This window comes from Arthrobacter sp. LT660 (assembly GCF_056172845.1).
This window is the reverse complement of sequence record NZ_CM149651.1, coordinates 751,415-775,765: the sequence shown is the minus strand read 5'-3', so window position 1 is coordinate 775,765 and position 24,351 is coordinate 751,415. Positions and strand designations below refer to the sequence as shown.

Below are 24,351 nucleotides of genomic sequence, written 5' to 3'. Positions count from 1 at the left end.
CTCGTCCCGCCCGTCAGGCCGTGCTCGGGTCCACGGGGTGGTGGAGAACCGGGAAGTTCACGCTGCGCGCAATGAAACAGACCGCATTCGCCTCCCCGTGCAGCGTATCTGCCAGTCCGCGCTGCGATTCGTCCGCCAGAACCACACGTGGCCGCAGCCGCGCTTCGGTGAATTCGCCGCTTCCGTCGCGGTTGAGCCGCATGGTGCCGATGGCGGCATCGCTGTAGCCCGTGACCACCACGCCGTTCTTCACGGCGACGTGGAGGTAGGAGAGCATGTGGCACTGGGCGAGGGCTGCCAGAAGCAGCTGCTCGGGGTTCCAGCGGTCCCGGTCGCCGTGGAACGTCGGGTCCGCTGTGCCGGCGAGATCCGGGAGGCCGTCCGCGGACACCACATGGTCGCGTCCGTAGGCACGGTATCCCGTGGTGCCTGCCTCGCGGGCGCCCGTCCAGATGACGTCGATGGCATAGGAGTGGAGGCCAAGGTTGGATTTCATGGCGCCAGCCTAACCACGGCCGTCGGCGGCCTGAGCCGCCAGGGCGCGGGCCACCGCGTCCTGGCTTTCCATAACCAACCGCCTCAGCGCCGGGCTCTCGTCGCCGAGTCCCTCAAGGAACCTGTTTGTGAGGTCCAGGGTCTCGTCCGAGGTCTGGGCCAACGGAAACAGGCCGACCACGATCTGCTGGGCGATCTCGTAGCTCTTGTCGTCCCACACGTCGCGGATCACGGAGAAGTATTCCCGGGCAAACGGCGCCAGCAGCGCAGGATCGTGCGTCCGAGAGAAACCGGTGATCGCACTGCGTTGCTGCGTGTTGGACAGCTTTCCGCCGCTGACCACCGCGTCCCACGCGGCCCGCTTCGCCTCGGCAGTGGGAAGCGCGGCCTTGGCCAACTCTGCCGCAAGCTGGCCGCTCGCCGTGTTGTCGCGCGCCAGCTCCGCGTTTATTTCGGCCTGTGCGGCGCGTCCCCCGGCCACCAGGGCAGCCAAGAGCTCCCACCGCAGGTCCTGGTCCACGACTAGGCTGTCGAGTGGCCCCGTCCCTGCGTAGAGCCCCTCGACGGCGTCGAGCTGTCCGGTCGATCGCGACCGCAGTGCGAACGCCTTGGCGAACTGCAGTTGGCTGTCCGAGCCGGGAGCCGCCTCGCGGGCCAACGTCCACAGGGCGTCGGCGGCACCCACGGCGGTGGAGGCGCGCGCCCCCGGTGCCACGTAGTAGTCCAGAACAGTGCTGAGCTGGCGGAGGAGGACGAGAACGACGGAGGAATCCGATTCGGCCCCGATGTTGCGCAGGACCAGGTCCACGTAGTCCCGCGCGGCGGTCTCGCCGTCGCGGGCGGCGTCCCAGGCCGAACCCCACACCAGGGTCCGCGGAAGCGACTGCGCGAAGTCCTTCAGGTGCCGGTGGGCCGTATCGAGGGATGCAGGGTCCAGGCGTATTTTGGCGTAGGCCAGGTCGTCGTCGTTCACCAACACGAGTGCGGGCCGCGTACGTCCCACGAGCGTGGGGACATCTGTGCGTTCGCCGGCGACATCGAGCTCCTCTCGGTGCGTCCGGACGAGGCGGCCGGACGCGTCCAGCTCGTAGAAGCCGACGGCGAGGCGGTGCGGACGGATCGTCGGGTGCCCCGTCGTGGCGGACTGTTCGATGGAGAAGGCGGTGATCGTGCCGGCGTCGTCAATCTCGATGCGGGGGACCAGCTTGTTCACCCCGGCGGTCTCCAGCCAGAGGCGTCCCCATTCCGATAGGTCGCGGCCGCTGGCCGTCTCAAGCTCCACCATCAGGTCCGCGAGTTCCGTGTTGCCCCACGCGTGCTTGCCGAAGTAGGCGCGTACGCCGGCCATGAACTCGTCCTGGCCCACCCACGCGACCAGCTGCCGGAGCACGGACGCGCCCTTCGCATAGGTAATGCCGTCGAAATTGACCTGTACGTCCTCCAGATCCCGGATCTCGGCGACGATCGGGTGGGTGGAGGGCAGCTGGTCCTGCCGGTAGGCCCAGGACTTCTCCATCGAGGAGAACGTGGTCCACGCCTGGGTGAATTCCGTGTTCTCCGCCGCCGCGAGGGTGGACATGAATTCGGCGAAGGACTCATTGAGCCAGAGGTCGTTCCACCAGCGCATGGTGACGAGGTCGCCGAACCACATGTGGGCCAGCTCATGGAGGACGGTGATGGCGCGGCGCTCGACCATGGCATCGGTGACCTTGGAACGGAAAACATAGGTTTCCAGGAACGTCACGGCACCGGCGTTCTCCATGGCACCGGCGTTGAATTCCGGAACGAAGAGCTGGTCGTACTTGGGGAAGGGATAGGGCGTGCCGAATTGCTTCTCGAAGAACTCGAACCCCTGTTTCGTCAGCGTGAAGATGTTCTCCGCATCCAGGTGCTCCATGATCGACTTGCGGGCGAAGACGCCTAGGGGCACCGTGCGTCCGTCCGCGCTTTGCAGTTCGTCCCGGACACACTCGTAGGGTCCGGCGATGAGCGCCGTGATGTAGGACGACATCGGAAGCGTCGGTTCGAAGGCCCAGACCGACGCGTCCGCGCCGGCGGGTGTCGGCGCCGGGCTGGGGGAGTTCGAAATGAGGTCCCAGTGGTTCGGCGCGGTCACAGTGAAGCGGAACGGGGCCTTCAGATCGGGCTGCTCGAATACGGCGAACATCCGGCGCGCGTCGGGGACCTCGAACTGTGTATAGAGGTACACCTCTCCGTCCACGGGATCCACGAAGCGGTGCAGCCCCTCGCCGGTGTTCATGTACGGGGCGTCGGCGACGATGCGAAGCTCGTTCGCTTCCGCCAGACCGTCCAGTTGGATCCGCACGCCGTCGGAAGCCACCCGCGGATCGAGGTCGCGGCCGTTCAGTGTCACGGAGTGGACGGTATCGGTGACTGCGTCGATGAATGTGGACGCCCCCTCGCGCGCCGCAAACCGAACGGTCGTCGTCGTACCGAACGTGCGTTCGCCGCGGGTGACGTCGATCTCCACGTCGTAGCCGTCGACGCGCAGCAGAGCGGCACGTGCGCTGGCCTCTTCGCGGGTGAGATTCAATCCAGGCAAGGCGGGCCTCCAGGGTTTAGTCCGCGGGCGGACTTGGCGGACACCTTGTGAAAGAGTCCTTGAACATTGAGAACATTCTCGCATCCGAAACCGCGACACGCGCGGTAACGACTCGCGGGCCTTGAGTAGGCTCGGCCCATGAACGCATTCACCCCGCCGCCCTCCTTCACGACGCGCCCCACCCTGCGGGGAGGCTTCGGCATGGTCTCTTCGACGCACTGGATCGCCTCCGCGTGCGCGCAGGCCGTCCTGGAGCGCGGCGGGAACGCTTTCGACGCGTCCGTGGCGGGCGGCTTCGTCCTGCACGTCGTGGAGCCGCACCTGAATGGGGCGGGCGGCGACATGACGGCCATCGTCAGCGCCCCCGACAGCTCCCCGAAGGTGCTGATGGGGCAGGGACCGGCACCGGCCGGGGCCACCATCGAACATTTCCGGGCAGAGGGCCTGGACATGGTTCCCGGATCCGGAGCCCTTGCCGCCGCCGTGCCCGGAGCGGTGGACGCATGGCTGTTGCTCCTGCTTGAACGCGGCACGTGGGAACTCCGCGACGTGCTGGCGTACGCCATCGACTACGCCCGCGGGGGACACCCGATTTCCGGGAGGGCCGCAGCCACCGTCGGAGCCGTTGCCGGTTTGTTCCGCGAGCACTGGCCATCCTCCGCCGCGCTCTGGATGCCCGAAGGCGTCCCTCCGCGCGAAAACCAACTGGTCCGCAACCCGGCGTACGCGGATACGCTCGAGCGGCTGATCGAGGCCGGCGGTCGGCCGGTACACGCCGGCGGCGCCGGCATCGGTCCTGATGAGGGCGAGCCGGGCCGCCGGGCACGGATCGAGGCCGCCCGCCGGGAATGGGCCGCCGGCCTCGTCGCCAACGCCGCCGGCGCCCTCGCCGGGACGGTCCACCGGCACTCCACCGGCACCGACCACCGCGGCGTCATCACGGCGGCGGACTTCGCGGGGTTCCGCGCCTCTTTCGAGCCGGCGGCCATGCTCGAGTTCCGGGGGACCACTCTCGCCAAGACGGGGCCCTGGGGGCAGGGGCCCGTGCTGCTCCAAACCCTGGCGATCCTCGCGGGGTTCGGGGACGAGCGGCTCGACCCGTCCACGGAGCTCGGCGCCCACACCATTCTCGAGGCGCTCAAGCTGGCGATGGCGGACAGGGACGCCTACTACGGCGACCCGGCGGAGCCGCAGGCGGTTCCGCTGCGGATCCTGCTCTCGGAGAACTACGCGGCCCAGCGGCGCGGCTTGATCGGTGATGCGGCCTCCCACGAGTTCCGACCCGGGTCCGTTCCGGGCCACACGGCCTATCTGCCGCCGTTGGCGACCGAGGCCGAATTCCGCGCATCGACCGCGGGCGCGGAGGGTGAGACCGGAGCCGCCGGCGAACCGACCGTGTCGCGACTCGGTGAGACCAGGGGGGACACCTGCCACATCGACGTCGTGGACCGTTGGGGAAACATGGTCGCCGCGACGCCGTCGGGCGGCTGGCTACAGTCCTCGCCGACCATTCCCGAGCTCGGTTTCTGCCTGGGAACCCGGCTCCAGATGGCCTGGCTGGACCCGGATGCGCCGTCCGCGCTCCGTCCCGGCGGCAGGCCCCGCACCACGCTGACGCCGACGATGCTCCTACGCGACGGACGGCCCGTCGCCGCCCTCGGCTCGCCTGGTGGCGACCAGCAGGACCAGTGGCAATTGCTCTATCTGCTTCGCACGATCGTCGGCGGCTACACCGCGCAGGAGGCCGTCGACGCGCCGATGTTCCACACCACCTCGGTCGCCGGGTCCTTTTGGCCGCGCACGTGGGAACCCGGCGGCGCGGTGGCCGAAGACCGGCTCGGGGGGGACGTCCTCGCCGGACTGCGGCGACGCGGGCACCGGGTCTCGTTGGCGGGGGAGTGGGCCCTGGGACGGATGTGCGCAGTCGGCAGGGAATCGGACGGAACGCTGTACGCGGCAGCCAACCCGCGCGGCATGCAGGGATACGCGGCGGGCCGGTAACATGGGGCGCATGCGCATCCACATCGCCACCGACCACGCCGGTCTCGAGCTCAGCGCCCACCTCGTTGGGCACCTCACCGCAGCCGGCCACGACGTCGTCGACCACGGCCCGAGCACGTACGACGCGGAGGACGACTACCCGGCGTTCTGCATCAACGCGGCGGCGGCGGTCATTGCGGACCAGAAGGGTGGCGTCGACTCCTTGGGCATCGTCCTGGGCGGATCGGGAAACGGCGAGCAAATCGCCGCCAACAAGGTCGCCGGGGTGCGCGCGGCGCTGGCCTGGAACCTCGATACCGCGCGGCTTGCGCGCCAGCACAACGATGCGAACGTCGTGGCCGTGGGCGGACGGCAACACTCGTTGGAGGACGCGACCGCCATCATCGACGCCTTCCTGCACGAGCCCTTCAGCAACGCCGAGCGCCACGTCCGCCGGATCGGCAAGATCGCCGCGTACGAGACGACCGGCGTCGTCGTCGACTAGCAGTGCCCGAGGGACATTCGATCCACCGTCTGGCCCGCCAGTTCAACGATGTCTTCTCCGGGTCCGTCGTGGCAGTCACGAGCCCGCAGGGACGCTTCGGCAGCGGTGCGGCGCTGATCGATGGCGCGTCGTTCGCGACGGCCCGTGCGCACGGCAAGCAGCTCTTCCTCGAGTTCAACAACGGGCTGGTCCTCCGGGTGCACCTGGGCCTCTACGGAGCATGGGAGTTCGGGGGCGACGAGACTTTCCGCGGCGCCTCGAGCATCGGCGCGCCACGGCGAATCGGGGAACGCGAAACCCACGACGACGGCGCCCGCCCCGCCTATGCGGGCCCGCCTCCTGTTATTGGCCAGGTCCGGGCACGCTTTGTTGCCCGGCATGGCTGGGCCGATCTGCGCGGCCCGTCCGCCTGCGAGGTGCTCACCACCGCTGAAGCCGCCCTGGTGCGGGCGCGTCTTGGTCCCGATCCGCTGGCGGACGGCGCACCGCAGGAGGGTCGCGAGGAGTTCGTGCGCCGCGTGAGCGGCACGTCGACTGTGGTTGCCACCCTGCTGATGGACCAGTCCGTGGTGTCGGGCATCGGGAACATCTACCGCGCCGAATGCCTGTACCGCCTCGGACTGCATCCGCGCACCCGCGGCGTGGACCTCCTCCCCGGGCAGGCCGCGGACCTGTGGGACGAGGTGGCCTCGGCCATGGCGGACGGCGTCGCGGACGGCCGGATTGTCACAACCGCGGCGGGAGACCGTCCCGCCGGAAATCGTCATCGGGTTTCGGGGGAGGACGCCCACTACGTTTATCGGCGGCAGGGGCTGCCGTGCCGCCGCTGTGGAACCCCTGTCGCGCTGGAGAGCCTCGGTGGGCGAAAGCTCTACTGGTGCCCGCGCTGCCAGCCGGCGGGGATCTGAGCGAAACCCGGAGGTTGGCATCGCGAGATGGTCGGCAACGCAAAAGGCCGCGATCCGTTGGATCGCGGCCTTTTCCCTTGGAGGGGATGACGGGAATCGAACCCGCGTAATCAGTTTGGAAGACTGAGGCTTTACCATTAAGCTACATCCCCACGACGGCCGCCCGGCGTGGAAGCTGAGTCCCTCGGCCTCGGCGGCGCAGGAACAACAGTAGCACCAGCCCGGCCGCGGCACGAATCGGCTGTCGGATTGCCCACGGCCATGATTAGTGCTTGGGCTTTTTATCTGCGTAAACTGGCATCTGCACTTCTCGGGGTGTAGCTCAGCTTGGCTAGAGCGCGCGCTTTGGGAGCGTGAGGTCGCAGGTTCAAATCCTGTCACCCCGACTCTGTAACTTGATCCCTCATGGTGGTCCATCGCGAGGGTGATAAACCCAGTCAGTCCACGATTAGACAATCAGGAGATCTACGCTGTGAAGAGCGCCGTCGAAAACATCACCCCGACCCGGGTCAAGCTCAACGTCGAGGTTCCCCTCGAGGAACTCCAGCCGAGCATCGATGAGGCGTATAAGAGCATCGCCCAGCAGATCCAGGTCCCCGGCTTCCGCAAAGGCAAGGTCCCGAACCGCCTGATCGACCAGCGCGTCGGCCGGGGCTATGTTCTGGAGACCGCCGTCAACGACGGGCTGAACGGCTTCTACCAGCAGGCCATCAGCGAGTCCGAGCTCATCCCGCTCTCGCGTCCCGAGGTCGAGATCACCGAGGTTCCGCAGCCGGACAAATCCGAGGGCCAGCTGGTCTTCCAGGTCGAGGTCGACGTCCGGCCGACCATCGAGCTGCCGGACTACGCGGGTCTCGAGGTCCAGGTCGACGCCGTCGCCGCCTCGGAGGACGACGTCCAGACCGCCCTGGACGAGCTGCGCGGCCGTTTCGGCACACTCAAGGTCGTGGAGCGTCCCGTTGCCGACCAGGATTTCATCACTCTCGACCTCACCGCCAAGGTGGGCGACGAGGAGGTTGATTCCGCGACCGGCCTGTCCTACCAGGTGGGTTCCGGCACGATGCTCGAGGGCATGGACGAGGCCGTCGTGGGCCTTTCCGCCGATGAGGACGCGGTTTTCGAGACCAAGCTGGCCGGCGGCGAGCACGCAGGCGAGACCGCGCAGGTCAAGGTCGTCGTCACGGCCGTCAAGGAGCGCGAGCTCCCCGAGGCAAACGACGACTTCGCGCAGCTCGCCTCCGAGTTCGACACGATCGCCGAACTGAAGGAGGACCTCGCGAAGCAGGCCTCCGAGGGCAAGCTCGTGGACCAGGGCGTTCAGGCACGCGACCTGGTCATGGACAAGCTCGTCGAGCTCATCGAGGTTCCCGTCCCGGAATCCGTCGTGGCGGAGCAGGTCGAGCAGCACTTCGCCCAGGGCGGCCACACCGAAGGGGAGGACCACGACAGCGAGGAGCACCGCGCCGAGGTCCAGACCAACACGGAGCGCGCCTTCCAGAACGAGGTCATCCTCGACAAGATCGCCGAGAAGGAAGAGATTGGCGTCGAGCAGTCCGAGCTCATCGACTACATCGTGCAGTCGGCCAGCCAGTACGGCATGGACCCGAACCAGTTCGCCCAGATGCTCGACGGCGCCGGCCAGGTTCCGATGATGGTCGGCGAGGTTCGCCGCCGAAAGGCCCTCGCGAAGGTCCTCGAGTTGGCCAAGGTCACCGACAGCGACGGCAACGTCGTCGACCTGACCGACTTCGTGCGCCCCGCCGGCGAGACCGGCACCGCCGGATCCGTCTCCTCGGCATCTTCCGCCTCGTCCGCGTCCGCAGCGTCCGCCGAGTAGTTGTCCAGGCCCCCGGGCCGCAACGTGTGGGGCCGTCCGCAGGGACGGCCCCACACGCGTTTAAGCCCGCCGCGATTACCGCGTTTGGGGGTATGCGCCGTCAGCGAACAGTTCCGCATCCTACGCCCCGACCCGAATCACAGGCAGTAGTCTCAAGGAAAGTAAGCGAGCTTGATGTCCGCGGTCGATGACCGCGGCGAATGGCACCACGGAGAGGTATTCGAGCATGTCCAAGGAATCCCGCACCCCCACGATGGCTTCCGTAGATCCGGCCGGCCGCGAGGACTACATCTACAACCGTCTCCTGAAGGAGCGCATCATCTGGTTGGGGACCGAGGTGGCTGACGAGAACGCGAACGCCATCTGCTCCCAGCTGCTGTTGCTCTCGGCCGAGGACCCCGAGAAGGACATCTACCTGTACATCAACTCTCCCGGCGGTTCGATCACCGCCGGCATGGCGATTTACGACACGATGAACTACATCCCGAACGACGTCGTCACCGTCGCCACCGGACTCGCCGCCTCGATGGGCCAGTTCCTGCTGTCCTCCGGCACCAAGGGCAAGCGTTATGCGACGCCGAACGCCCGCATCCTGATGCACCAGCCCTCCGGCGGCATCGGGGGCACGGCATCCGACATCCGCATCCAGGCGGAACTGATCCTGCACATGAAGAAGGTCATGTCCGACCTGACGGCCGAGCAGACGGGGCAAACCCTCGAGACGATCCTTCGGGATAACGACCGCGACAAGTGGTTCACCGCAGCACAGGGTCTGGAGTACGGCTTCTTCGACCACATCGCCGAGAGTTCCGTCAGCGTATCCGGTGGCGGCGGAGTCCAGCAGTAGCCCCGACAGGCGCCGAGCAACCACCACAGATTCCCAGGAGAGAACAATGAACTTCAACGGCTACGGAACCGCCGGACAGCTGCCTTCCGCCCGCTACATCCTGCCCCAGTTCGAGGAGCGGACGCCCTACGGCTTCAAGCGCCAGGACCCCTACGCGAAGCTTTTCGAAGACCGCATCGTGTTCCTTGGTGCGCAGGTCGACGACGCGTCCGCCGACGACGTCATGGCCCAGCTGCTGGTCCTTGAGTCGATGGACCCGGAGCGTGACATCACGCTCTACATCAACTCGCCCGGCGGGTCGTTCACCGCAATGACCGCCATCTACGACACGATGCTCTTCATCCGTCCCGAGGTGCAGACGGTCTGCCTCGGGCAGGCCGCCAGCGCCGCCGCCGTCCTTCTGGCCGCCGGAGCCCCGGGCAAGCGGCTCGCGCTGCCGAACGCCCGCGTCCTGATCCACCAGCCGGCCATGGGCGGAGGCGAGCGCGGCACCGCCACGGACCTCCAGATCCAGGCGGAGGAAGTGATGCGGATGCGCACCTGGCTCGAGAACGCGCTGTCCTCGCACAGCAACAAGTCCGCCGAACAAGTCGGGATGGACATCGAGCGCGACCTGTATATGACGGCGGACGGCGCCAAGGACTACGGCCTGATCGACGAGGTCCTGACACCGCGAAAGATCAAGCCACAGCCGATTACGACGTAGCGGCCAGTGCGGGGGGCGGACCGGCGAATGCGGCAACCCGCTCCGCCTTCCCCCAAACTGTCGGTGACCTGACCTACAGTTGGTTGTGTTGAATTCCGCGGCCGTTTCGGGCCGTGGACCGGTATCAAGTTAGGGGTCGAGCGAGATGGCACGAATGGGTGAGAGCTCAGATCTGGTCAAGTGCTCCTTCTGCGGCAAGAGCCAGAAGCAGGTTCGGAAGCTCATCGCCGGCCCCGGTGTGTACATCTGCACGGAGTGCATCGAACTGTGCAACGAGATCGTCGAGGAGGAGTTGGCCGAGGTCGAGGAGGGCGTCGACTTCGAACTTCCCCGCCCGCGCGAGATCTTCGACTCCCTGCAGGAGTATGTGATCGGCCAGGAAGGGGCGAAGCGTTCGCTGGCTGTTGCCGTCTACAACCATTACAAGCGCATCCAAGCCGGAACCGCGCCTAAAGCCGCGAGTCTGGGCGAGGATCCGGCCCACGCGCTCGACGACGTGGAGGTCGCCAAATCCAACATCCTGTTGATCGGCCCCACCGGTTGCGGCAAGACGTACCTGGCGCAGACCCTGGCCCGCCGACTCAACGTCCCCTTCGCCGTCGCGGATGCCACCGCGCTGACGGAGGCGGGCTACGTGGGTGAAGACGTGGAGAACATCCTCCTCAAGCTTATTCAGGCCGCCGACTACGACGTGAAGAAGGCCGAGCAGGGCATCATCTACATCGATGAGATCGATAAGATCTCCCGTAAGAGCGAAAACCCCTCCATTACACGGGACGTCTCCGGCGAGGGTGTGCAGCAGGCGCTGCTGAAGATCCTCGAGGGTACTGTGGCCTCGGTGCCGCCCCAGGGAGGGCGCAAGCACCCCCACCAGGAATTCATCCAGATCGACACCACGAACGTCCTCTTCATCGTCGCCGGCGCCTTCGCCGGGCTTGAGGAGATCATCGGATCGCGGGCCGGTCGCAAGGGCATCGGTTTCGGCGCGCCGTTGACCGCGCTGAAAAGCGAGGCCGCGTCCTACTCGGACGTCCGTCCAGAGGACCTGCTGAAGTTTGGCTTGATCCCCGAGTTCATCGGCCGTTTGCCCGTGATCACCACCGTGGAGAAGCTCGACAAGGACGCCCTCATCAAGATCCTGACCGAGCCCAAGAACGCCCTGGTCAAGCAATACCAGAAGATGTTCCGAATCGACGGCGTCGAGTTGAGTTTCGACGAGAGCGCCTTGGACGCCATCGCCGACATGGCGCTTGAACGCGGCACGGGCGCCCGCGGGCTGCGGGCGATTCTGGAGGAGACGCTCGGGACCGTCATGTTCGACCTGCCGGGCCGTGACGACGTCGCCGAGGTCGTCATCACGGCCGACGTGGTGATGAACGGATCCGAAGCCACGCTCATCTCCCACCAGGTCGCCACCAAGCGAAGGAACAAATCCGCCTAGCGGCGGTGTTGCACCCACGTGCGGCACCACATGCCGTGCGCCAGCCCGCGGGCGTCCCATGGGCCGCCCGCGCACGAAGCCGAGGAGGCACAGTGTCCGAGAGCACCCACGTTGATTTCTGGTTCGATCCGATCTGCCCGTTCGCCTGGGCGACATCCCGCTGGATCCTCGAAGTCGAGAAGGTCCGGCCCATCGACATCTCCTGGAATGTCATGAGCCTGGCCGTGCTCAACGAAGGCCGCGACCTCCCGGAAAACTACCGTAAGTCCATGGACAACGCATGGGGCCCCGTGCGCGTGGTCATCGCGGCCGCCGCCGCCCACGGTGATGACGTCGTCGGACCGCTCTACACTGCCATGGGAAGGCTCTTCCACCACGAGAAGGTCGAAGACCGGTCTGAGGTAGTCGTCCGGGCGCTGGAGACTGTAGGCCTTCCCGCCGAGCTGGCGTCCGCTGCCGATTCCGATGCCCACGACGGCGCACTGCGCGAGAGCCACAATGCGGGCATCTCCCAAGTGGGGGAGGACGTCGGCACGCCGGTGCTCTCGCTCAGTGGCACGGCCTTCTTTGGTCCGGTCATCACCCGCGTACCTTCCGGTCAGGAAGCGGGCGAGCTGTTCGACGCGGCAGTGACCCTCGCGGGCTACCCGCACTTCTTCGAGCTCAAGCGCACCCGCACCGAGAGCCCCGAGTTCGATCTCTCGGCCCTGGACGCCACCGCCGCAAACTCCTGACCTCGCGACATTCGTCAAGAGGGATGTCCCACAATGCTTTTTTGGGACACGCCGGGGAAGCCACGAAAACTTCGCCCGGGGGTTGTGTCCAGCCAGCCCCGGGGGGTAGAACTATACGTACGCATCCCCATAAGATGCGGGAACGATCACCAAATCCGCAGAGACGGAATGGAGAGATCCTCTCCAGACCGACCGCCAGTAACGGGGCGGCAGGACCTGTAGGACCAGGAGATCGTCCGGTTCGACAATCGTTACAACAGAACCATGATGAGTCGAAGCCCCTCCGACGCGGAAACGCCGAAGGGGCTTCCCCTCGTTAAGGGGGCCCTTGTCGCCCGCCTCGGATCCGGCTCAGGCCTGCACCTGCTCCTCCGCGGACGCCAGCTCGACGCCGGTGACAGCGAGTTCGCCTTCGCCGGCGACCAGGGTCAGGTCACGTGCGTTTCCGGCAGCCAACAGGTCGCCAAGTCCGGCACGCAGTTGCTCCAGTTGCGGCGCGGGTGCCGTGACGATCCCGGCGAGAACCTCCGTGCGCTGTTTCACCTTGGCCTCGGACTTGGCCTTCCGGATCCCGCCCAACGCGATTCCAACGATGGGCAATACGCTCGCGTCGGCGCCCTCGACGGCGGCGGTCAGGTGTTCCGCGCCGGGCCACTCGGCACGGTGCACCGACCCGGACCGCCACCAGCCCCAGACTTCCTCTGTCGCGAACGGGAGGAACGGTGCGAGCAATCGGAGCACGGCGTCCAGCGTCGTCGCCAGAGCGGCCAGCACCGACGCCTGTTCCTCGTCGCCCCGCGCCCCGTAGGCACGGTCCTTGATGAGCTCGACATAGTCGTCGGTGAACGACCAGAAGAACGATTCGGTGATCGAGAGGGCCCTGGCGTAGTCGTAGGCTTCGAAGGCCCTGGTCGACTGCTCGATGACGTCGGATAGACGCGTCAGCAGCGACTTGTCCAAGCCGTTCGTCACCACCGCGGCGTCGCCGGTGAGGACATTGGCCTCGGTCGCGCCCAGGTTCAGGACGAACTTCGACGCGTTCAGCAGCTTGATGGCCAGGCGGCGGCCAATCTTCATCTGCGCGATCTCGTAGGCCGTGTCGGCGCCCAGTTTCGCGGATGCGGCCCAGTAGCGGACCGCGTCGGAACCGAATTCGTTGAGCACATCCGTCGGAACGACGACGTTGCCCTTGGACTTCGACATCTTCTTGCGGTCGGGGTCGAGGATCCACCCCGAAATGGCCGCATGCTTCCACGGCGCCGCACCATGCAGCGCATCCGCGCGGACGGCGCTCGAGAAGAGCCAGGTCCTGATGATGTCGTGTCCCTGTGGACGCAGGTCGAAGGGGAAGACCTTGGCGAAGAAGTCCTCGTCGCGACTCCAGCGACCCACGATCTGCGGAGTGAGCGACGACGTCGCCCAGGTGTCGAGAACGTCGGCGTCACCGATGAATCCGTTCGGCTGGTCGCGCTGCTCCGGCATGAATCCGGGTGCGGCATCGACCGCCGGATCGACCGGCAACTGGTCGTCGCCCGGCAGGAGCGGGCGTTCGTAGTCCGGTTCGCCGGCGGCATCAAGCGGGTACCAGACCGGGATCGGCACGCCGAAGAAGCGCTGGCGGGACACCAGCCAGTCGCCGTTGAGGCCGTTGACCCAGTTCGTGTAGCGGGACCGCATGAACTCCGGGTGGAACTCGATCTCCGAGCCGCGGCCGATCAGTCGCTCGCGGCGACCCGAGTCGCGGCCGCCGTTGCGGATGTACCACTGGCGGGAGGTGACGACCTCGAGGGGCTTGTCGCCCTTCTCGAAGAAGTTCACCGGATGCACGATCTTCTTCGGCTCGCCGTCGAGCAGGTCCGCGTCGGCCAGGAGCCGGACCACGGCTTCCTTGGCGGAGAACACGGTCTTCCCCGCGATCTCGGCGAACGCCTCGCGGCCCGCCTCGTCCGTGATCCACTCGGGAACGTCGGACGCCACGCGACCGTCACGGCCGATGATGGCACGGGTCGGCAACTCGAGTTCGCGCCACCAGGTGACGTCGGTCAGGTCGCCGAAGGTACACACCATGGCGATCCCCGAGCCCTTGTCCGGCTTGGCCAGCGGGTGGGCACGGACTTCGACCTCGACACCGAACACCGGCGAGGTCACTTTCTTGCCGAACAGCGGCTTGTAGCGTTCGTCGTCCGGGTTCGCGACCAGGGCCGCGCACGCGGCCAGCAGCTCGGGACGCGTTGTCTCGATGAAGATCTTGGTGCCGTCCTCGGCGAAGAACGGATAGCGGTAGTACGCGCCGGCGACTTCGCGGTCCTCCAACTCGGCCTGCGCGACGGCGGTCCGGAACGTCACGTCCCACAACGTCGGGGCCTCCGCCATGTAGGCGTCGCCCGCGGACAGGTTTCGCAGGAAGGCGCGCTGGGAGACGGCCCTCGACGTGTCGTCGATGGTGCGGTAGGTCAGGTCCCAGTCCACCGAAAGGCCCAGGGTGCTGAAGAGGTGCTCGAAGACCTTTTCGTCCTCGACGGCCAGTTCCTCGCACAACTCGATGAAGTTCCGGCGGGAGACGGCGTCCCAGTCGCGCTGGTTCTTGGCAGGCTGCGCCGGGGGGCGGTAGGCGGCGTCGTACGCGATCTTCGGGTCGCAACGCACACCGTAGTAGTTCTGGACGCGACGCTCGGTGGGCAGTCCGTTGTCGTCCCAGCCCATGGGGTAGAAGACGTTCTTGCCGCACATGCGCTGGTAGCGCGCCAGCACGTCCGTCTGCGTGTAGGAGAACATGTGTCCCACGTGAAGCGACCCGGAGGCGGTCGGCGGGGGAGTGTCGATTGAATAGACCTCCTCCCGGGTGGTGTCCGGATTGAACCTGTAGGTGCCCTCGTCGCGCCAGCGGCGGCCCAGGCTCTCCTCGAGGCCCTCCAGCGCCGGCTTGTCGGGAACGGAAACGGTCGCGGGCGTGTCTGTGCCCAAGGTGTCTTCAGCCATGGGCACCATTCTTTCACGCCGATGTGCCGGCCTCCGCCCGGAGCCGTGCTTGTCTTTGCTTCGCGTGACCTCGAACGGAACAACACGCCACACTAGGCTGGTTTCATGACTCAGAACACCACGCATGCAGCAGTTGTCACCGGCGCTTCCACGGGAATCGGCGATGCCACCGTCCGCGAACTGACCGCAAGAGGCTGGACCGTCTACGCGGTGGCGCGACGGGCCGAGCGCCTCGCCACGTTGGCCGCCGAAACCGGTGCCATCGCCGTGCCCACCGACATCACCGACGACGACGACGTCGCCGCGCTCCTCCGCGAGGTTGAATCCGGCGGCGGAATCGACACGTTGGTCAACATCTCCGGCGGCGCCCGGGGCGCGGACCCGGTGGGGGATGCGGACACGGCGGACTGGGACTGGATGTACCGCGTCAACGTCCTCGGCACCATGAAGGTGACCCGGGCCTTCCTTCCCATGCTCCGGACCAACGGGGAGGGCACCGTGCTGAACCTGACCAGCGTCGCTGCCTTGGTCAGCTACGAGGGCGGGGCCGGGTACAACGCCGCGAAGGCCGCGCAGCGGGCCATGACCCAGGCCCTGCGACTCGAGGAGGTCGGCAACAACCTCCGCGTCATCGAGGTCCTCCCCGGCATGGTGCAAACCGAGGAGTTCGCGCTGCGGCGCCTCGGCAACACGGAACGCGCCGAGGCGGTGTACGCCGGTGTCGCCAAACCGCTCGTGGCCGCCGACATCGCCGACATCGTCTCCTACGCCGTCAACGCGCCTCACCATGTCAACCTCGACGAGATCGTCGTCCGCCCCGTGGCCCAGGCCGCGGCGCACAAGGTCGTCCGCGGACAGGCGTGAGCCCCGAACGCACCGCGCCCGGGCCTGCGCTACACGTCGTCGCCTGCGCACACGGAACCGACAATCCGGACGGCCGGAGGCTGGTCGACGGGCTCCGCGACGACCTCTCCGGGGCCCTGCGCGAGGCAGGTATCCACGCCGTTGTCCACGAGGCCTACGTCGACGTCCAGCAGCCGGCGCTCCCGGACGTCCTCGCCGCCCTGCCGGCGGGGGATCGCGCGGTGGTCGCCCCGCTGCTCCTGTCCGAGGGTTTCCATACCGGGGTCGATATCGCGGAAGCGGTGGCCGGACGCGCCGGAACGACGGCCGCGGCGCCCATCGGCGCCGATCCGCGCGTGGCCGAGGTGCTGGCCGAGCGTCTGTTCGCCTCGGGTTTCGCTCCGGGGGACGCCGTGGTGTTGGCGGCCGCGGGCACCAGAATCGAAGCCGGGCAGCAGCAGGCCCGCCGCGTGGCCGACCTGCTCGCCGAACGGCTCGGGCAACCCGTGACGCCGGCGTTCTGTTCCGCCGCGTCGCCCTCCGTCGCGGCCGCGGTCGCAGATGCCCGTGCCTCCGGAGCCGCACGGGTGGGCGTGGCCAGCCACCTGCTGGCGCCGGGTTTCTTCCACGACCGGCTGTCGACGGTGGGCGCCGACTACGTCTCGGATCCGCTCCTGCCGTCCGTCACAATCGCGTCATGTGTCGCTGGAAGACTCGCGGAATCCGATTTCGGGGGGTCCGCGGCATTCCAATAAGTCGCCATGTTCCGGCATGACGCAGTGGGTCGGGGCGGGGTCGCGGTCCCACGGGAGCCTCCCTAGGCTCGCAGTCATGACTCAGGCAACCGACACCCCGGCCCGCACACGGCCAGCCCGCCCGGCGTCCAAGCCACACGGACAGTGGAAGATCGACGGCACCGACCCCCTGAACGCCAACGAGGCGTTCAAACAGGAGGACAACGGGCTGAACGTGCGCGAGCGCATCGAAACCATCTATGCCCGCGACGGATTCGACTCCATCGACCCGGACGACCTGCACGGCCGATTCCGCTGGTGGGGCCTGTACACGCAGCGCAAACCCGGGATCGACGGCGGCAAGACAGCGACCCTGGAGCCGCACGAGCTCGAGGACCGCTACTTCATGCTGCGGGTCCGCATCGACGGTGGCGCCCTCAACGTGGAGCAATTGCGCACGATCGGTGGGATTTCGAAGGAGTTCGGCCGCGACACCGCCGATGTCACCGACCGCCAGAACATCCAGCTGCACTGGATCGATGTCGTGGACGTGCCCGAAATCTGGCGCCGACTGGAGTCCGTGGGCCTGAACACCACGGAGGCCTGCGGCGACGTGCCCCGCGTCATCCTGGGTTCGCCGGTCGCCGGCATCGCCAAGGACGAGATTCTGGACCCGACGCCGGCCATCCGCGAGATCGCGAACCGCTTCATCGGGGATCCGGAACTGGCGAACCTGCCGCGCAAGTTCAAGTCCGCGATCACCGGTCATCCGTCCCAGGACGTGGTGCACGAAATCAACGACATCTCCCTGGTGGGAGTGGTCCACCCGGAGCTTGGCCCGGGTTACGACCTGTGGGTTGGTGGCGGGCTTTCGACCAACGCGCGTTTGGCGGAACGTCTGGGCGCGTTTGTTCTTCCGTCGCAGGCCGCCGAGGTGTGGCACGGGGTATGCAGGGTCTTCCGGGACTACGGCTACCGGCGGTTGCGCAACAAGGCCCGGCTGAAGTTCCTGCTGGCGGACTGGGGCCCGGAGAAGTTCCGGCGGGTACTCGAGGAGGAATACCTCGGATACGCGATGCCGGACGGCCCGGGGCCGGCCGCGGCCACCACGCCGGGCGACCACGTGGGCATCCACGAACAGAAGGACGGGCGTTACTTCATCGGCGCCAGCCCCAGCGCCGGCCGGCTTTCCGGAACACTTCTGCTCCAGCTTGCGGACCTGCTCGAGCGGCACGGCTCCACCCGGCTTCGCACCACGCCGCACCAGAAGCTACTTGCCCTGGACATCCCGGCGGAGTCCGTCGAGGCTGCCGCCGCCGAACTGGACGCGCTCGGCCTGGAGACCGGTCCCTCCCTGTTCCGCCGGTCCGCGATCGCCTGCACCGGGATCGAATTCTGCAAGCTCGCCATCGTGGACACCAAGGACACGACGATCGCAGCCGTCTCCGAACTCGAGCGCCGCTTCGCGGACAAGAGCGCGGTGAGGCTGCCCGAAAGCCTGAGCCTGCACGTCAACGGCTGCCCGAACTCCTGCGCACGCATCCAGACCGCCGACATCGGGCTCAAGGGACAGCTCCTGCCGGACGGCAACGGGGGCCAAACGCCGGGTTTCCAGGTCCACCTGGGCGGGGGACTCGCGTCCTCCTCCCGCGGCGAGGCCGGGCTGGGTCGGACGGTCCGCGGTCTGAAGGTCACCGCCGCGGACCTGCCGGACTACGTTGAGCGCGTTCTCGAGAGTTACTCGGCAGGCAGCAACGAGGGCGAGTCCTTCGCCGAATGGGCGCACCGCGCCAAGGACGGGGATGTCGCATGAGCGCCCCGGCGAACACACCTAGCACGGTGCCCGGCAACCGCAACTCCGATCGGTCAGCCGCAGACCGCGAACTCGCTGCCGCCGGCGCCGCTGAACTGGGTTTCGACGCCGCGACCTCCGATGTCATCGCGTGGGTGGCCCGAAGCTTCGCACCCGCGGAGGTAGCCGTGGCCTGTTCCATGGCAGACGCCGTGTTGCCGGCGGTCGTCGCGCGCGAGCTCCCCGGGGTCGATGTCTTGTTCCTGGAGACGGGCTACCACTTCGCGGAAACGAGGGCCACCCGCGACCAGGTTGAATTCACCCTGGACGTCCGGATCGTCGATGTCCTGCCGGAACAGACGGTCCAGGAACAGGATGCGGCGCACGGGGCACGGCTGTACGAACGCGATCCCGCGACCTGCTGCCAACTGCGAAAGATGGCGCCGCTGGCCAAGGCGCTCTCCGGTTACCGGCTCTGGTTCACCGGAGTCCGCCGCGACGAGGCCCCCACCAGGACGAACACGCCTCTTGTGGTCTGGGACGAGGCGCACGGGCTGATTAAGGTGAACCCGCTGGCGGGCTGGAGCTTCGACGATCTCACGGGATACGCAGTGGACCACAAGGTCCCCGTGAACCTGCTCCTTTCCAACGGCTACCCCTCGATCGGATGCGCACCGTGCACCCGACCGGTGGCCCCCGGCGAGGACCCTCGGGCGGGGCGCTGGGCCGGGCTGGCCAAGACGGAGTGCGGCATCCACACCTAGCCGAACCGGCCTGACGCCACCGCACCGCAAGACCCCCACCCACCATCCGCCCACAAAACTTGCACCACCGACCAAAGGAGAGACCGATGAGCGCGGAAACGCACACGGCAGCGATCCCCGAAGCATCACCGGTTGCGCCGGTGCCGGGCGCCACCCCCGGCGTGCTGGAGGCCCTCGAGGCCGAATCCATCCACATCCTGCGTGAGGTCGTGGCCGAGTTCGAGCGGCCCGCCATGCTGTTCTCCGGCGGCAAGGACTCCGTGGTCATGCTCCACCTTGCCGCGAAGGCCTTTTGGCCCGCCGCCATCCCGTTCCCCGTACTCCACGTGGACACGGGCCACAACTTCGGCGAGGTGATCGAGTTCCGCGACAACACCGTTGAACGCCTTGGCCTGCGCCTCGTCGTGGCCAGCGTTCAGGACTACATCGACGACGGCCGCCTCGCCGAGCGGGCTGACGGCACGAGGAATCCGCTGCAGACCACACCGCTCGTGGACACGATCGCCGAACACCGCTTCGACGCCGTCTTCGGCGGCGGCCGCCGCGACGAGGACAAGGCCCGGGCGAAGGAGCGGATCCTCAGCCTGCGGGACGAGTTCGGCCAGTGGGACCCGCGCAACCAGCGACCGGAGCTGTGGAACCTCTACAACGGCCGCCACACCGTCGGCCAGCACGTGCGTGCGTTCCCGATCAGCAACTGGACTGAACTGGACATCTGGCGCTACATCGAGGCCGAGGGCATCGAGCTTCCTCCGCTTTACTACGCGCATGAGCGCGAGGTCTTCGAACATTCCGGCATGTGGCGGGCGGTCGGCGAGTTCAGCCAGCCCGCGCCGGGGGTTCCCACCGAAACCAGAACCGTGCGCTACCGAACCGTGGGGGACATGTCCTGCACCGGTGCGGTGCTGTCCGACGCCTCCACCGTCGCGAACGTGATCCGCGAGGTGGCCACCACCACCCTCACCGAACGCGGGGCAACCCGCGCCGACGACCGCATTTCCGAGGCGGCCATGGAAGACCGCAAGAAGGACGGGTATTTCTAAAATGGGCACCACCATCCTGGACACCAACACCCCCGAGCCCCACACCGACATCCCGGTGCTCGGACGCGGCGGCCTCTTTCGCTTCGCGACGGCCGGCTCGGTCGACGACGGCAAATCGACCCTCGTGGGTCGCCTGCTGCATGACGCCAAAGCAGTGCTCGTCGACCAGCTCGACGCCGTGGCCCGTGCCTCCGCGGACCGCGGCTTCGGTGGAGGCGACGGCAGCCTGGACCTGGCCCTGCTCACCGACGGCCTGCGCGCCGAGCGCGAACAGGGCATCACCATCGACGTCGCCTACCGCTACTTCGGCACGGGCCTGCGCTCCTTCATCCTCGCCGACTGCCCCGGACACGTGCAGTACACCCGCAACACGGTCACGGGCGCCTCAACGGCGGACGCCGCGATCGTCCTGATCGATGCCCGCAAGGGCGTGCTCGAACAGACGCGGCGACACCTCGGGGCCATCGGACTGCTGCGGGTGCCCCATGTGGTCGTCGCCGTCAACAAGATCGACCTCATCGGCTACGACGCCCAGCGCTTCGCCGAGATCGCCGCCGACGTCGAACGCGTGGCCGCGGGACTCGGGTTGCCCGTTCCGCACACGCTCCCGGTGTCTGCGTTGCTCGGCGACAACGTCGTCGAGCGTTCCGCGCAGACCCCCTGGTACACCGGGCCGACGCTGCTGGGGCTGCTCGAAACGCTGCCCACCCGCGACGATCAGGAGCAGGCCGGGGCCGCCTTCCGCTTCCCGGTCCAGCTGGTGCTGCGTCCGCAGGGCGCGCTGGCACCCGGACTGGACGCGGAGGCGTACCGCGACTACCGGGCGTATGCGGGACAGATCGCCGCGGGCTCCATCGCCGTCGGGGATCCGGTTACGGTCGCCACCGCCGGCCAGCCGCGGCGCACCTCGCGCGTGGTCGGCATCGACGTCGCGGGTCGCTCGTTGGAGCGGGCGACCGCACCGGCGTCGGTCGCGATCCGGCTGTCCGATGAACTGGACATCGCCCGCGGCGACACCTTGGCTGCCGCCGGCACGCTCCCGGCCTCCTCGGCCGATCTCGACGCCCAGCTGTGCTGGCTCGCTCCGGAGCCGCTGCGGCAGGGGGCCACCGTGCTCGTCAAACACGGCACCGCGACCGTCCGGGCGCGCGTGGCCGGGATCGAGGGCCGACTGGACCTCGACGACTTCGGACTGGTTCCCGCAGCGGAACTGGAGCTGAACGACATCGGTCAGGTGCGCCTCCGGCTGGCGAGCGAGTTGCCCACCGAGCCATACACCGCACAGCACCGCACCGGTGCGTTCCTGGTGATCGACCCGCAGTCCGGCAACACGCTGGCCGCCGGTCTCGTCGCCGACCGCCCGGCCAACTAAACCCCGACCACCAGACCCGCCACGGGCCCCACCACCCACCTCCGCGAAAGGGGACAATGCCATGGACACCATCCGCCACACGCCACCAAGCCGGCATTCCGGTCCCGGACGCCGCGCCTTCCTCGCCGCGGGCAGCGGGTTGCTTGGGCTGCTGGTCGTCGGGGCCGCCGCCACCACGACCCAGCCGCGCCCGGGTGCGGCGGTCGCCTCCGCCCAGGGTCCGGCGGAGCGGTTGCGGCTGGGCTTCTTCCCGAACCTCACCCACGCGCCGGCCCTGGTCGGAACGGGCCTCGGCCTCTTTGAGAAGGAACTGGGCGGCGAGGGCACGGCCTTCAGGGCCAGCGTCTTTGGCGCGGGACCGGCCGCGGTCGAGGCGCTGAACGCCGGCGCCATCGATGCCGCGTACCTCGGGCCCAACCCGGCGATCGCGGCCTACGTGTCCAGCGGCGGACGGGGCCTGCGGATCCTCGCGGGGGCCGCGGCCGGGGGGGCCCAACTCGTGGTGCGTCCCGGCATCGACAGTCCCGCCGCGTTGGCCGGAGGAACGCTGGCCACCCCCCAGCTCGGGGGCACCCAGGACGTGGCGCTTCGCTCGTGGCTGGCCCGGGGGCAGTTGTCCGCCACCTTGCGCGGAGGGGATGTGGCCATCGCGCCCACCGCCAACGCGCAGTCGCTCGAGCTCTTCCGTTCCGGGCAGATCGACGGCGCATGGTTGCCCGAGCCCTGGGCCTCCCGCCTGGTGGTCGAAGCCGGGGCCGAGGTCCTGGTTGACGAGGCGGACCTCTGGGACGGTTCGGAAACCGGAACCCGCGGGCTCTTCCCGACCACCGTCCTGGCCGTGTCGCCGGAATTCGCGGCCCGCCACCCGGATTCCGTTGAAGCCCTCCTGCGCGGTCACCTGGCCGCGCTGGACTGGATCCACCGCACGGACAGGGACACCGTTTCCGCCACGTTGAACGACCGCCTGGCGGAGATCGCCGGCGCAAAGTTGGACGCCCGCGTCATGGGGCGGGCACTGGACCGCCTGCACTTCACCGCCGATCCGCTCACCGGCGCCTATCCGCGGTTGCTCAGGGACGCGGTGGCGGTGGGGCTGGCGGAACCCGGCGAACTCGACGGACTCGTCGACGGGGAGCCCTTGCTCCGTGCCAAAGCCAAGGAGACAGCGTCGTGAGTATCGTGATCGACGGCCTGTCCAAGGACTTCGGCGCGGCGCCCGTGCTTGAGGGGATCAGCACCACAATCACCGAGGGCGAGTTCGTCGCCGTGCTCGGCGCCTCGGGCTGCGGCAAATCGACCCTCCTGAACATCGTCGCCGGGCTCGAGGCCCCCAGCGCGGGAAGCGTGACCATCCCGTCGGCCGGGGCGGCCTTCATGTTCCAGGACGCGGCGCTCCTGCCGTGGCTGACGGCCCGGGCCAACATCGAACTCGCGCTCGAGCTGCGCGGACTGGGCAGGACGGAGAGGCGTCGCCGGGCGGACGAACTCCTGTCCCTCGTGCATCTCTCCGACGCCGGCCACAAGCGCCCGCACGAGATGTCCGGCGGCATGCGCCAGCGCACGTCGTTGGCGCGCGCGCTGGGACAAGACAGGCCGGTGTTGCTCATGGACGAACCGTTCGCGGCACTGGACGCCATCACCCGCGATCTGCTTCACGACGAACTCGAAAGGCTTTGGCGGGCCGACCGGCGCACCGTGGTTTTCGTGACCCACAACGTCCGGGAGGCGGTGCGGCTGGGACAGCGGGTCCTATTGCTCTCCTCCCGCCCCGGGAGGGTCGCTGCCGAATGGTCCATCGATCCCGCCGTCCGCGAGGACCCCGCGGCCCAAACCGCCCTGACCCGGGAAATCACCCAGAGGCTACGCGAGGAGATCCGCCAGCATGCCCACTAGAACCACCGCGACTGCCGGGGTCGCCGTCGACCGGCTCGGTGAGCTCGAGGCCGGGCTGGACCGCCTGCAGGACTCGGGGGCACCGCCGAGACGCCCCTGGGGCAAGGTGCTGCTGCCGTTGGGAACGTTCGCCGCCCTGGTGAGTCTGTGGCAGCTTGCCAGTTGGGCCGGCTCCCCGCGCGCCGACCTCTTTCCCGGACCGCTGGACGTGTGGGCGGGCGCCGTCGGCCTGGCCGCGGACGGCCGCCTGGGGGAAGCGGTCGCCACCTCGCTGCAACGCGGCGTGCTCGGCTTCCTGCTGGCCCTGGCCATCGGCACACCCGCCGGCCTGCTGCTTTCCGCCTCGACGACCCTGCGTAGGGGTCTGGGACCCTTGATTTCCGGGTTGCAGGTCCTGCCGAGCGTCGCGTGGGTACCGGCCGCGATCATCTGGTTCGGGCTGACGGACGCCACCGTCTTCTTCGTGGTGCTGATGGGTGCAACGCCGTCGATCATCAATGGATTCCTCTCCGGAGTCGACCAGGTTCCACCGCAATTCCGGCGCCTGGGAACGGTGCTGGGGGCCAGCCGCGCCCAACAGCTGCTGCGGATCGTCCTGCCGGCGGCCCTCCCGGGGTACGTGGCCGGGCTCAAGCAGGGCTGGGCTTTCTCGTGGCGATCGTTGATGGCCGCAGAGATCATCGCGATCGGCGGCAGCATCGGCTACGGCCTCGGATCGCTGCTCCAACAGGGGCGGGACCTATCGCTCATGGCCGTGGTCATGGCCGCCATTCTGGCGATCCTCGCCATCGGAATCGCGATCGAACTGCTGGTCTTCGCCCCGCTGGAACGCAGCCTGCTCAGGCGCCGCGGACTCGCCCCGGGGGGCACCCGATGAACGGACTTCCACCCCAAGACACCCACCTCCGAACCGAG

At 68.0% G+C, this 24,351-nt stretch carries 20 protein-coding genes and 2 tRNA genes; 18 read left to right on the top strand and 4 right to left on the bottom strand.

Going from position 1 to position 24,351, the window contains the following annotated elements; translation table 11 throughout:
- Positions 1–13 precede the first annotated feature (13 nt).
- Complete coding sequence (locus AC0QSG_RS03570; protein WP_475376677.1) at positions 14–496, bottom strand: OsmC family protein; 483 nt, start codon at positions 494–496, stop codon at positions 14–16.
- A gap of 9 nt (positions 497–505) precedes the next feature.
- Positions 506–3,058, bottom strand: a complete 2,553-nt coding sequence (pepN, locus tag AC0QSG_RS03565) for an aminopeptidase N (RefSeq protein WP_475376676.1) — start codon at positions 3,056–3,058, stop codon at positions 506–508.
- A 138-nt stretch (positions 3,059–3,196) separates the two neighbouring features.
- On the opposite strand from pepN, the gene AC0QSG_RS03560 reads away from it, so the two are divergent.
- The 3 genes from AC0QSG_RS03560 to AC0QSG_RS03550 are packed head-to-tail and all read left to right on the top strand — an operon-like array spanning position 3,197 to position 6,451.
- A complete protein-coding gene (locus tag AC0QSG_RS03560; protein WP_475376675.1) occupies positions 3,197–5,059 on the top strand; it encodes a gamma-glutamyltransferase family protein in 1,863 nt (620 codons plus the stop codon).
- Between the two features lie 10 nt (positions 5,060–5,069).
- Positions 5,070–5,543: a ribose-5-phosphate isomerase gene (locus tag AC0QSG_RS03555; RefSeq protein WP_475376674.1), complete on the top strand. Its 474-nt coding sequence runs from the start codon at positions 5,070–5,072 to the stop codon at positions 5,541–5,543.
- 2 nt (positions 5,544–5,545) lie between these two features.
- Positions 5,546–6,451: an Fpg/Nei family DNA glycosylase gene (locus tag AC0QSG_RS03550; protein ID WP_435726920.1), complete on the top strand. Its 906-nt coding sequence runs from the start codon at positions 5,546–5,548 to the stop codon at positions 6,449–6,451.
- Positions 6,452–6,529: 78 nt separating this feature from the next.
- On the opposite strand, the gene AC0QSG_RS03545 is transcribed toward AC0QSG_RS03550, so the two are convergent.
- Positions 6,530–6,603, bottom strand: a tRNA-Gly gene (locus tag AC0QSG_RS03545).
- A gap of 159 nt (positions 6,604–6,762) precedes the next feature.
- Here AC0QSG_RS03545 and AC0QSG_RS03540 point away from each other — a divergent pair.
- The 6 genes from AC0QSG_RS03540 to AC0QSG_RS03515 all read left to right on the top strand — a co-directional run bounded on the left by AC0QSG_RS03540 (position 6,763) and on the right by AC0QSG_RS03515 (position 12,016).
- Positions 6,763–6,837 (top strand) — tRNA-Pro (locus tag AC0QSG_RS03540).
- Positions 6,838–6,923: 86 nt separating this feature from the next.
- The gene (tig, locus tag AC0QSG_RS03535) at positions 6,924–8,288 is read left to right on the top strand and encodes a trigger factor (protein ID WP_435726922.1); all 1,365 of its coding nucleotides are present in this window, start codon (positions 6,924–6,926) and stop codon (positions 8,286–8,288) included.
- A 253-nt stretch (positions 8,289–8,541) separates the two neighbouring features.
- On the top strand, positions 8,542–9,135 hold the full coding sequence (locus AC0QSG_RS03530) for an ATP-dependent Clp protease proteolytic subunit (RefSeq protein WP_475377264.1): 594 nt from the start codon (positions 8,542–8,544) through the stop codon (positions 9,133–9,135).
- A gap of 46 nt (positions 9,136–9,181) precedes the next feature.
- Complete coding sequence (locus AC0QSG_RS03525) at positions 9,182–9,841, top strand: ATP-dependent Clp protease proteolytic subunit (protein WP_435726926.1); 660 nt, start codon at positions 9,182–9,184, stop codon at positions 9,839–9,841.
- A 145-nt stretch (positions 9,842–9,986) separates the two neighbouring features.
- A complete protein-coding gene (gene clpX, locus AC0QSG_RS03520; RefSeq protein ID WP_435726928.1) occupies positions 9,987–11,282 on the top strand; it encodes an ATP-dependent Clp protease ATP-binding subunit ClpX in 1,296 nt (431 codons plus the stop codon).
- Positions 11,283–11,374: 92 nt separating this feature from the next.
- Complete coding sequence (locus tag AC0QSG_RS03515; RefSeq protein ID WP_475376673.1) at positions 11,375–12,016, top strand: mycothiol-dependent nitroreductase Rv2466c family protein; 642 nt, start codon at positions 11,375–11,377, stop codon at positions 12,014–12,016.
- Positions 12,017–12,367: 351 nt separating this feature from the next.
- Here AC0QSG_RS03515 and valS read toward each other — a convergent pair whose 3' ends face one another.
- Positions 12,368–14,995: a valine--tRNA ligase gene (gene valS, locus AC0QSG_RS03510; protein ID WP_475376672.1), complete on the bottom strand. Its 2,628-nt coding sequence runs from the start codon at positions 14,993–14,995 to the stop codon at positions 12,368–12,370.
- A 105-nt stretch (positions 14,996–15,100) separates the two neighbouring features.
- On the opposite strand from valS, the gene AC0QSG_RS03505 reads away from it, so the two are divergent.
- The 9 genes from AC0QSG_RS03505 (at position 15,101) to AC0QSG_RS03465 (ending at position 24,313) form a co-directional block, all read left to right on the top strand.
- Positions 15,101–15,859, top strand: coding sequence for an SDR family oxidoreductase (locus tag AC0QSG_RS03505; protein ID WP_435726934.1), 759 nt, complete (start codon positions 15,101–15,103; stop codon positions 15,857–15,859).
- Positions 15,856–16,593 carry a sirohydrochlorin chelatase gene (locus AC0QSG_RS03500; protein ID WP_475376671.1) on the top strand — a complete coding sequence of 246 codons (738 nt, stop codon included), beginning with the start codon at positions 15,856–15,858 and terminating at the stop codon, positions 16,591–16,593. The genes AC0QSG_RS03505 and AC0QSG_RS03500 overlap by 4 nt, the downstream gene beginning before the upstream one ends.
- 76 nt (positions 16,594–16,669) lie before the next feature.
- A complete protein-coding gene (locus tag AC0QSG_RS03495) occupies positions 16,670–18,385 on the top strand; it encodes a nitrite/sulfite reductase (protein ID WP_435726938.1) in 1,716 nt (571 codons plus the stop codon).
- Positions 18,382–19,128 (top strand): phosphoadenylyl-sulfate reductase, encoded by a 747-nt coding sequence (locus AC0QSG_RS03490; RefSeq protein WP_475376670.1) that lies wholly within the window; start codon positions 18,382–18,384, stop codon positions 19,126–19,128. Before AC0QSG_RS03495 ends, AC0QSG_RS03490 begins: the two co-directional genes overlap by 4 nt.
- Positions 19,129–19,214: 86 nt before the next feature.
- The gene (cysD, locus tag AC0QSG_RS03485; protein WP_435726942.1) at positions 19,215–20,171 is read left to right on the top strand and encodes a sulfate adenylyltransferase subunit CysD; all 957 of its coding nucleotides are present in this window, start codon (positions 19,215–19,217) and stop codon (positions 20,169–20,171) included.
- Between the two features lies 1 nt (position 20,172).
- Positions 20,173–21,543, top strand: coding sequence for a sulfate adenylyltransferase subunit 1 (locus tag AC0QSG_RS03480; protein WP_475376669.1), 1,371 nt, complete (start codon positions 20,173–20,175; stop codon positions 21,541–21,543).
- Positions 21,544–21,604: 61 nt separating this feature from the next.
- Positions 21,605–22,717 (top strand): ABC transporter substrate-binding protein, encoded by a 1,113-nt coding sequence (locus tag AC0QSG_RS03475; protein WP_475376668.1) that lies wholly within the window; start codon positions 21,605–21,607, stop codon positions 22,715–22,717.
- Complete coding sequence (locus tag AC0QSG_RS03470; RefSeq protein ID WP_435726945.1) at positions 22,714–23,436, top strand: ABC transporter ATP-binding protein; 723 nt, start codon at positions 22,714–22,716, stop codon at positions 23,434–23,436. The genes AC0QSG_RS03475 and AC0QSG_RS03470 overlap by 4 nt, the downstream gene beginning before the upstream one ends.
- Complete coding sequence (locus AC0QSG_RS03465; RefSeq protein WP_475376667.1) at positions 23,426–24,313, top strand: ABC transporter permease; 888 nt, start codon at positions 23,426–23,428, stop codon at positions 24,311–24,313. Before AC0QSG_RS03470 ends, AC0QSG_RS03465 begins: the two co-directional genes overlap by 11 nt.
- Positions 24,314–24,351 lie beyond the last annotated feature (38 nt).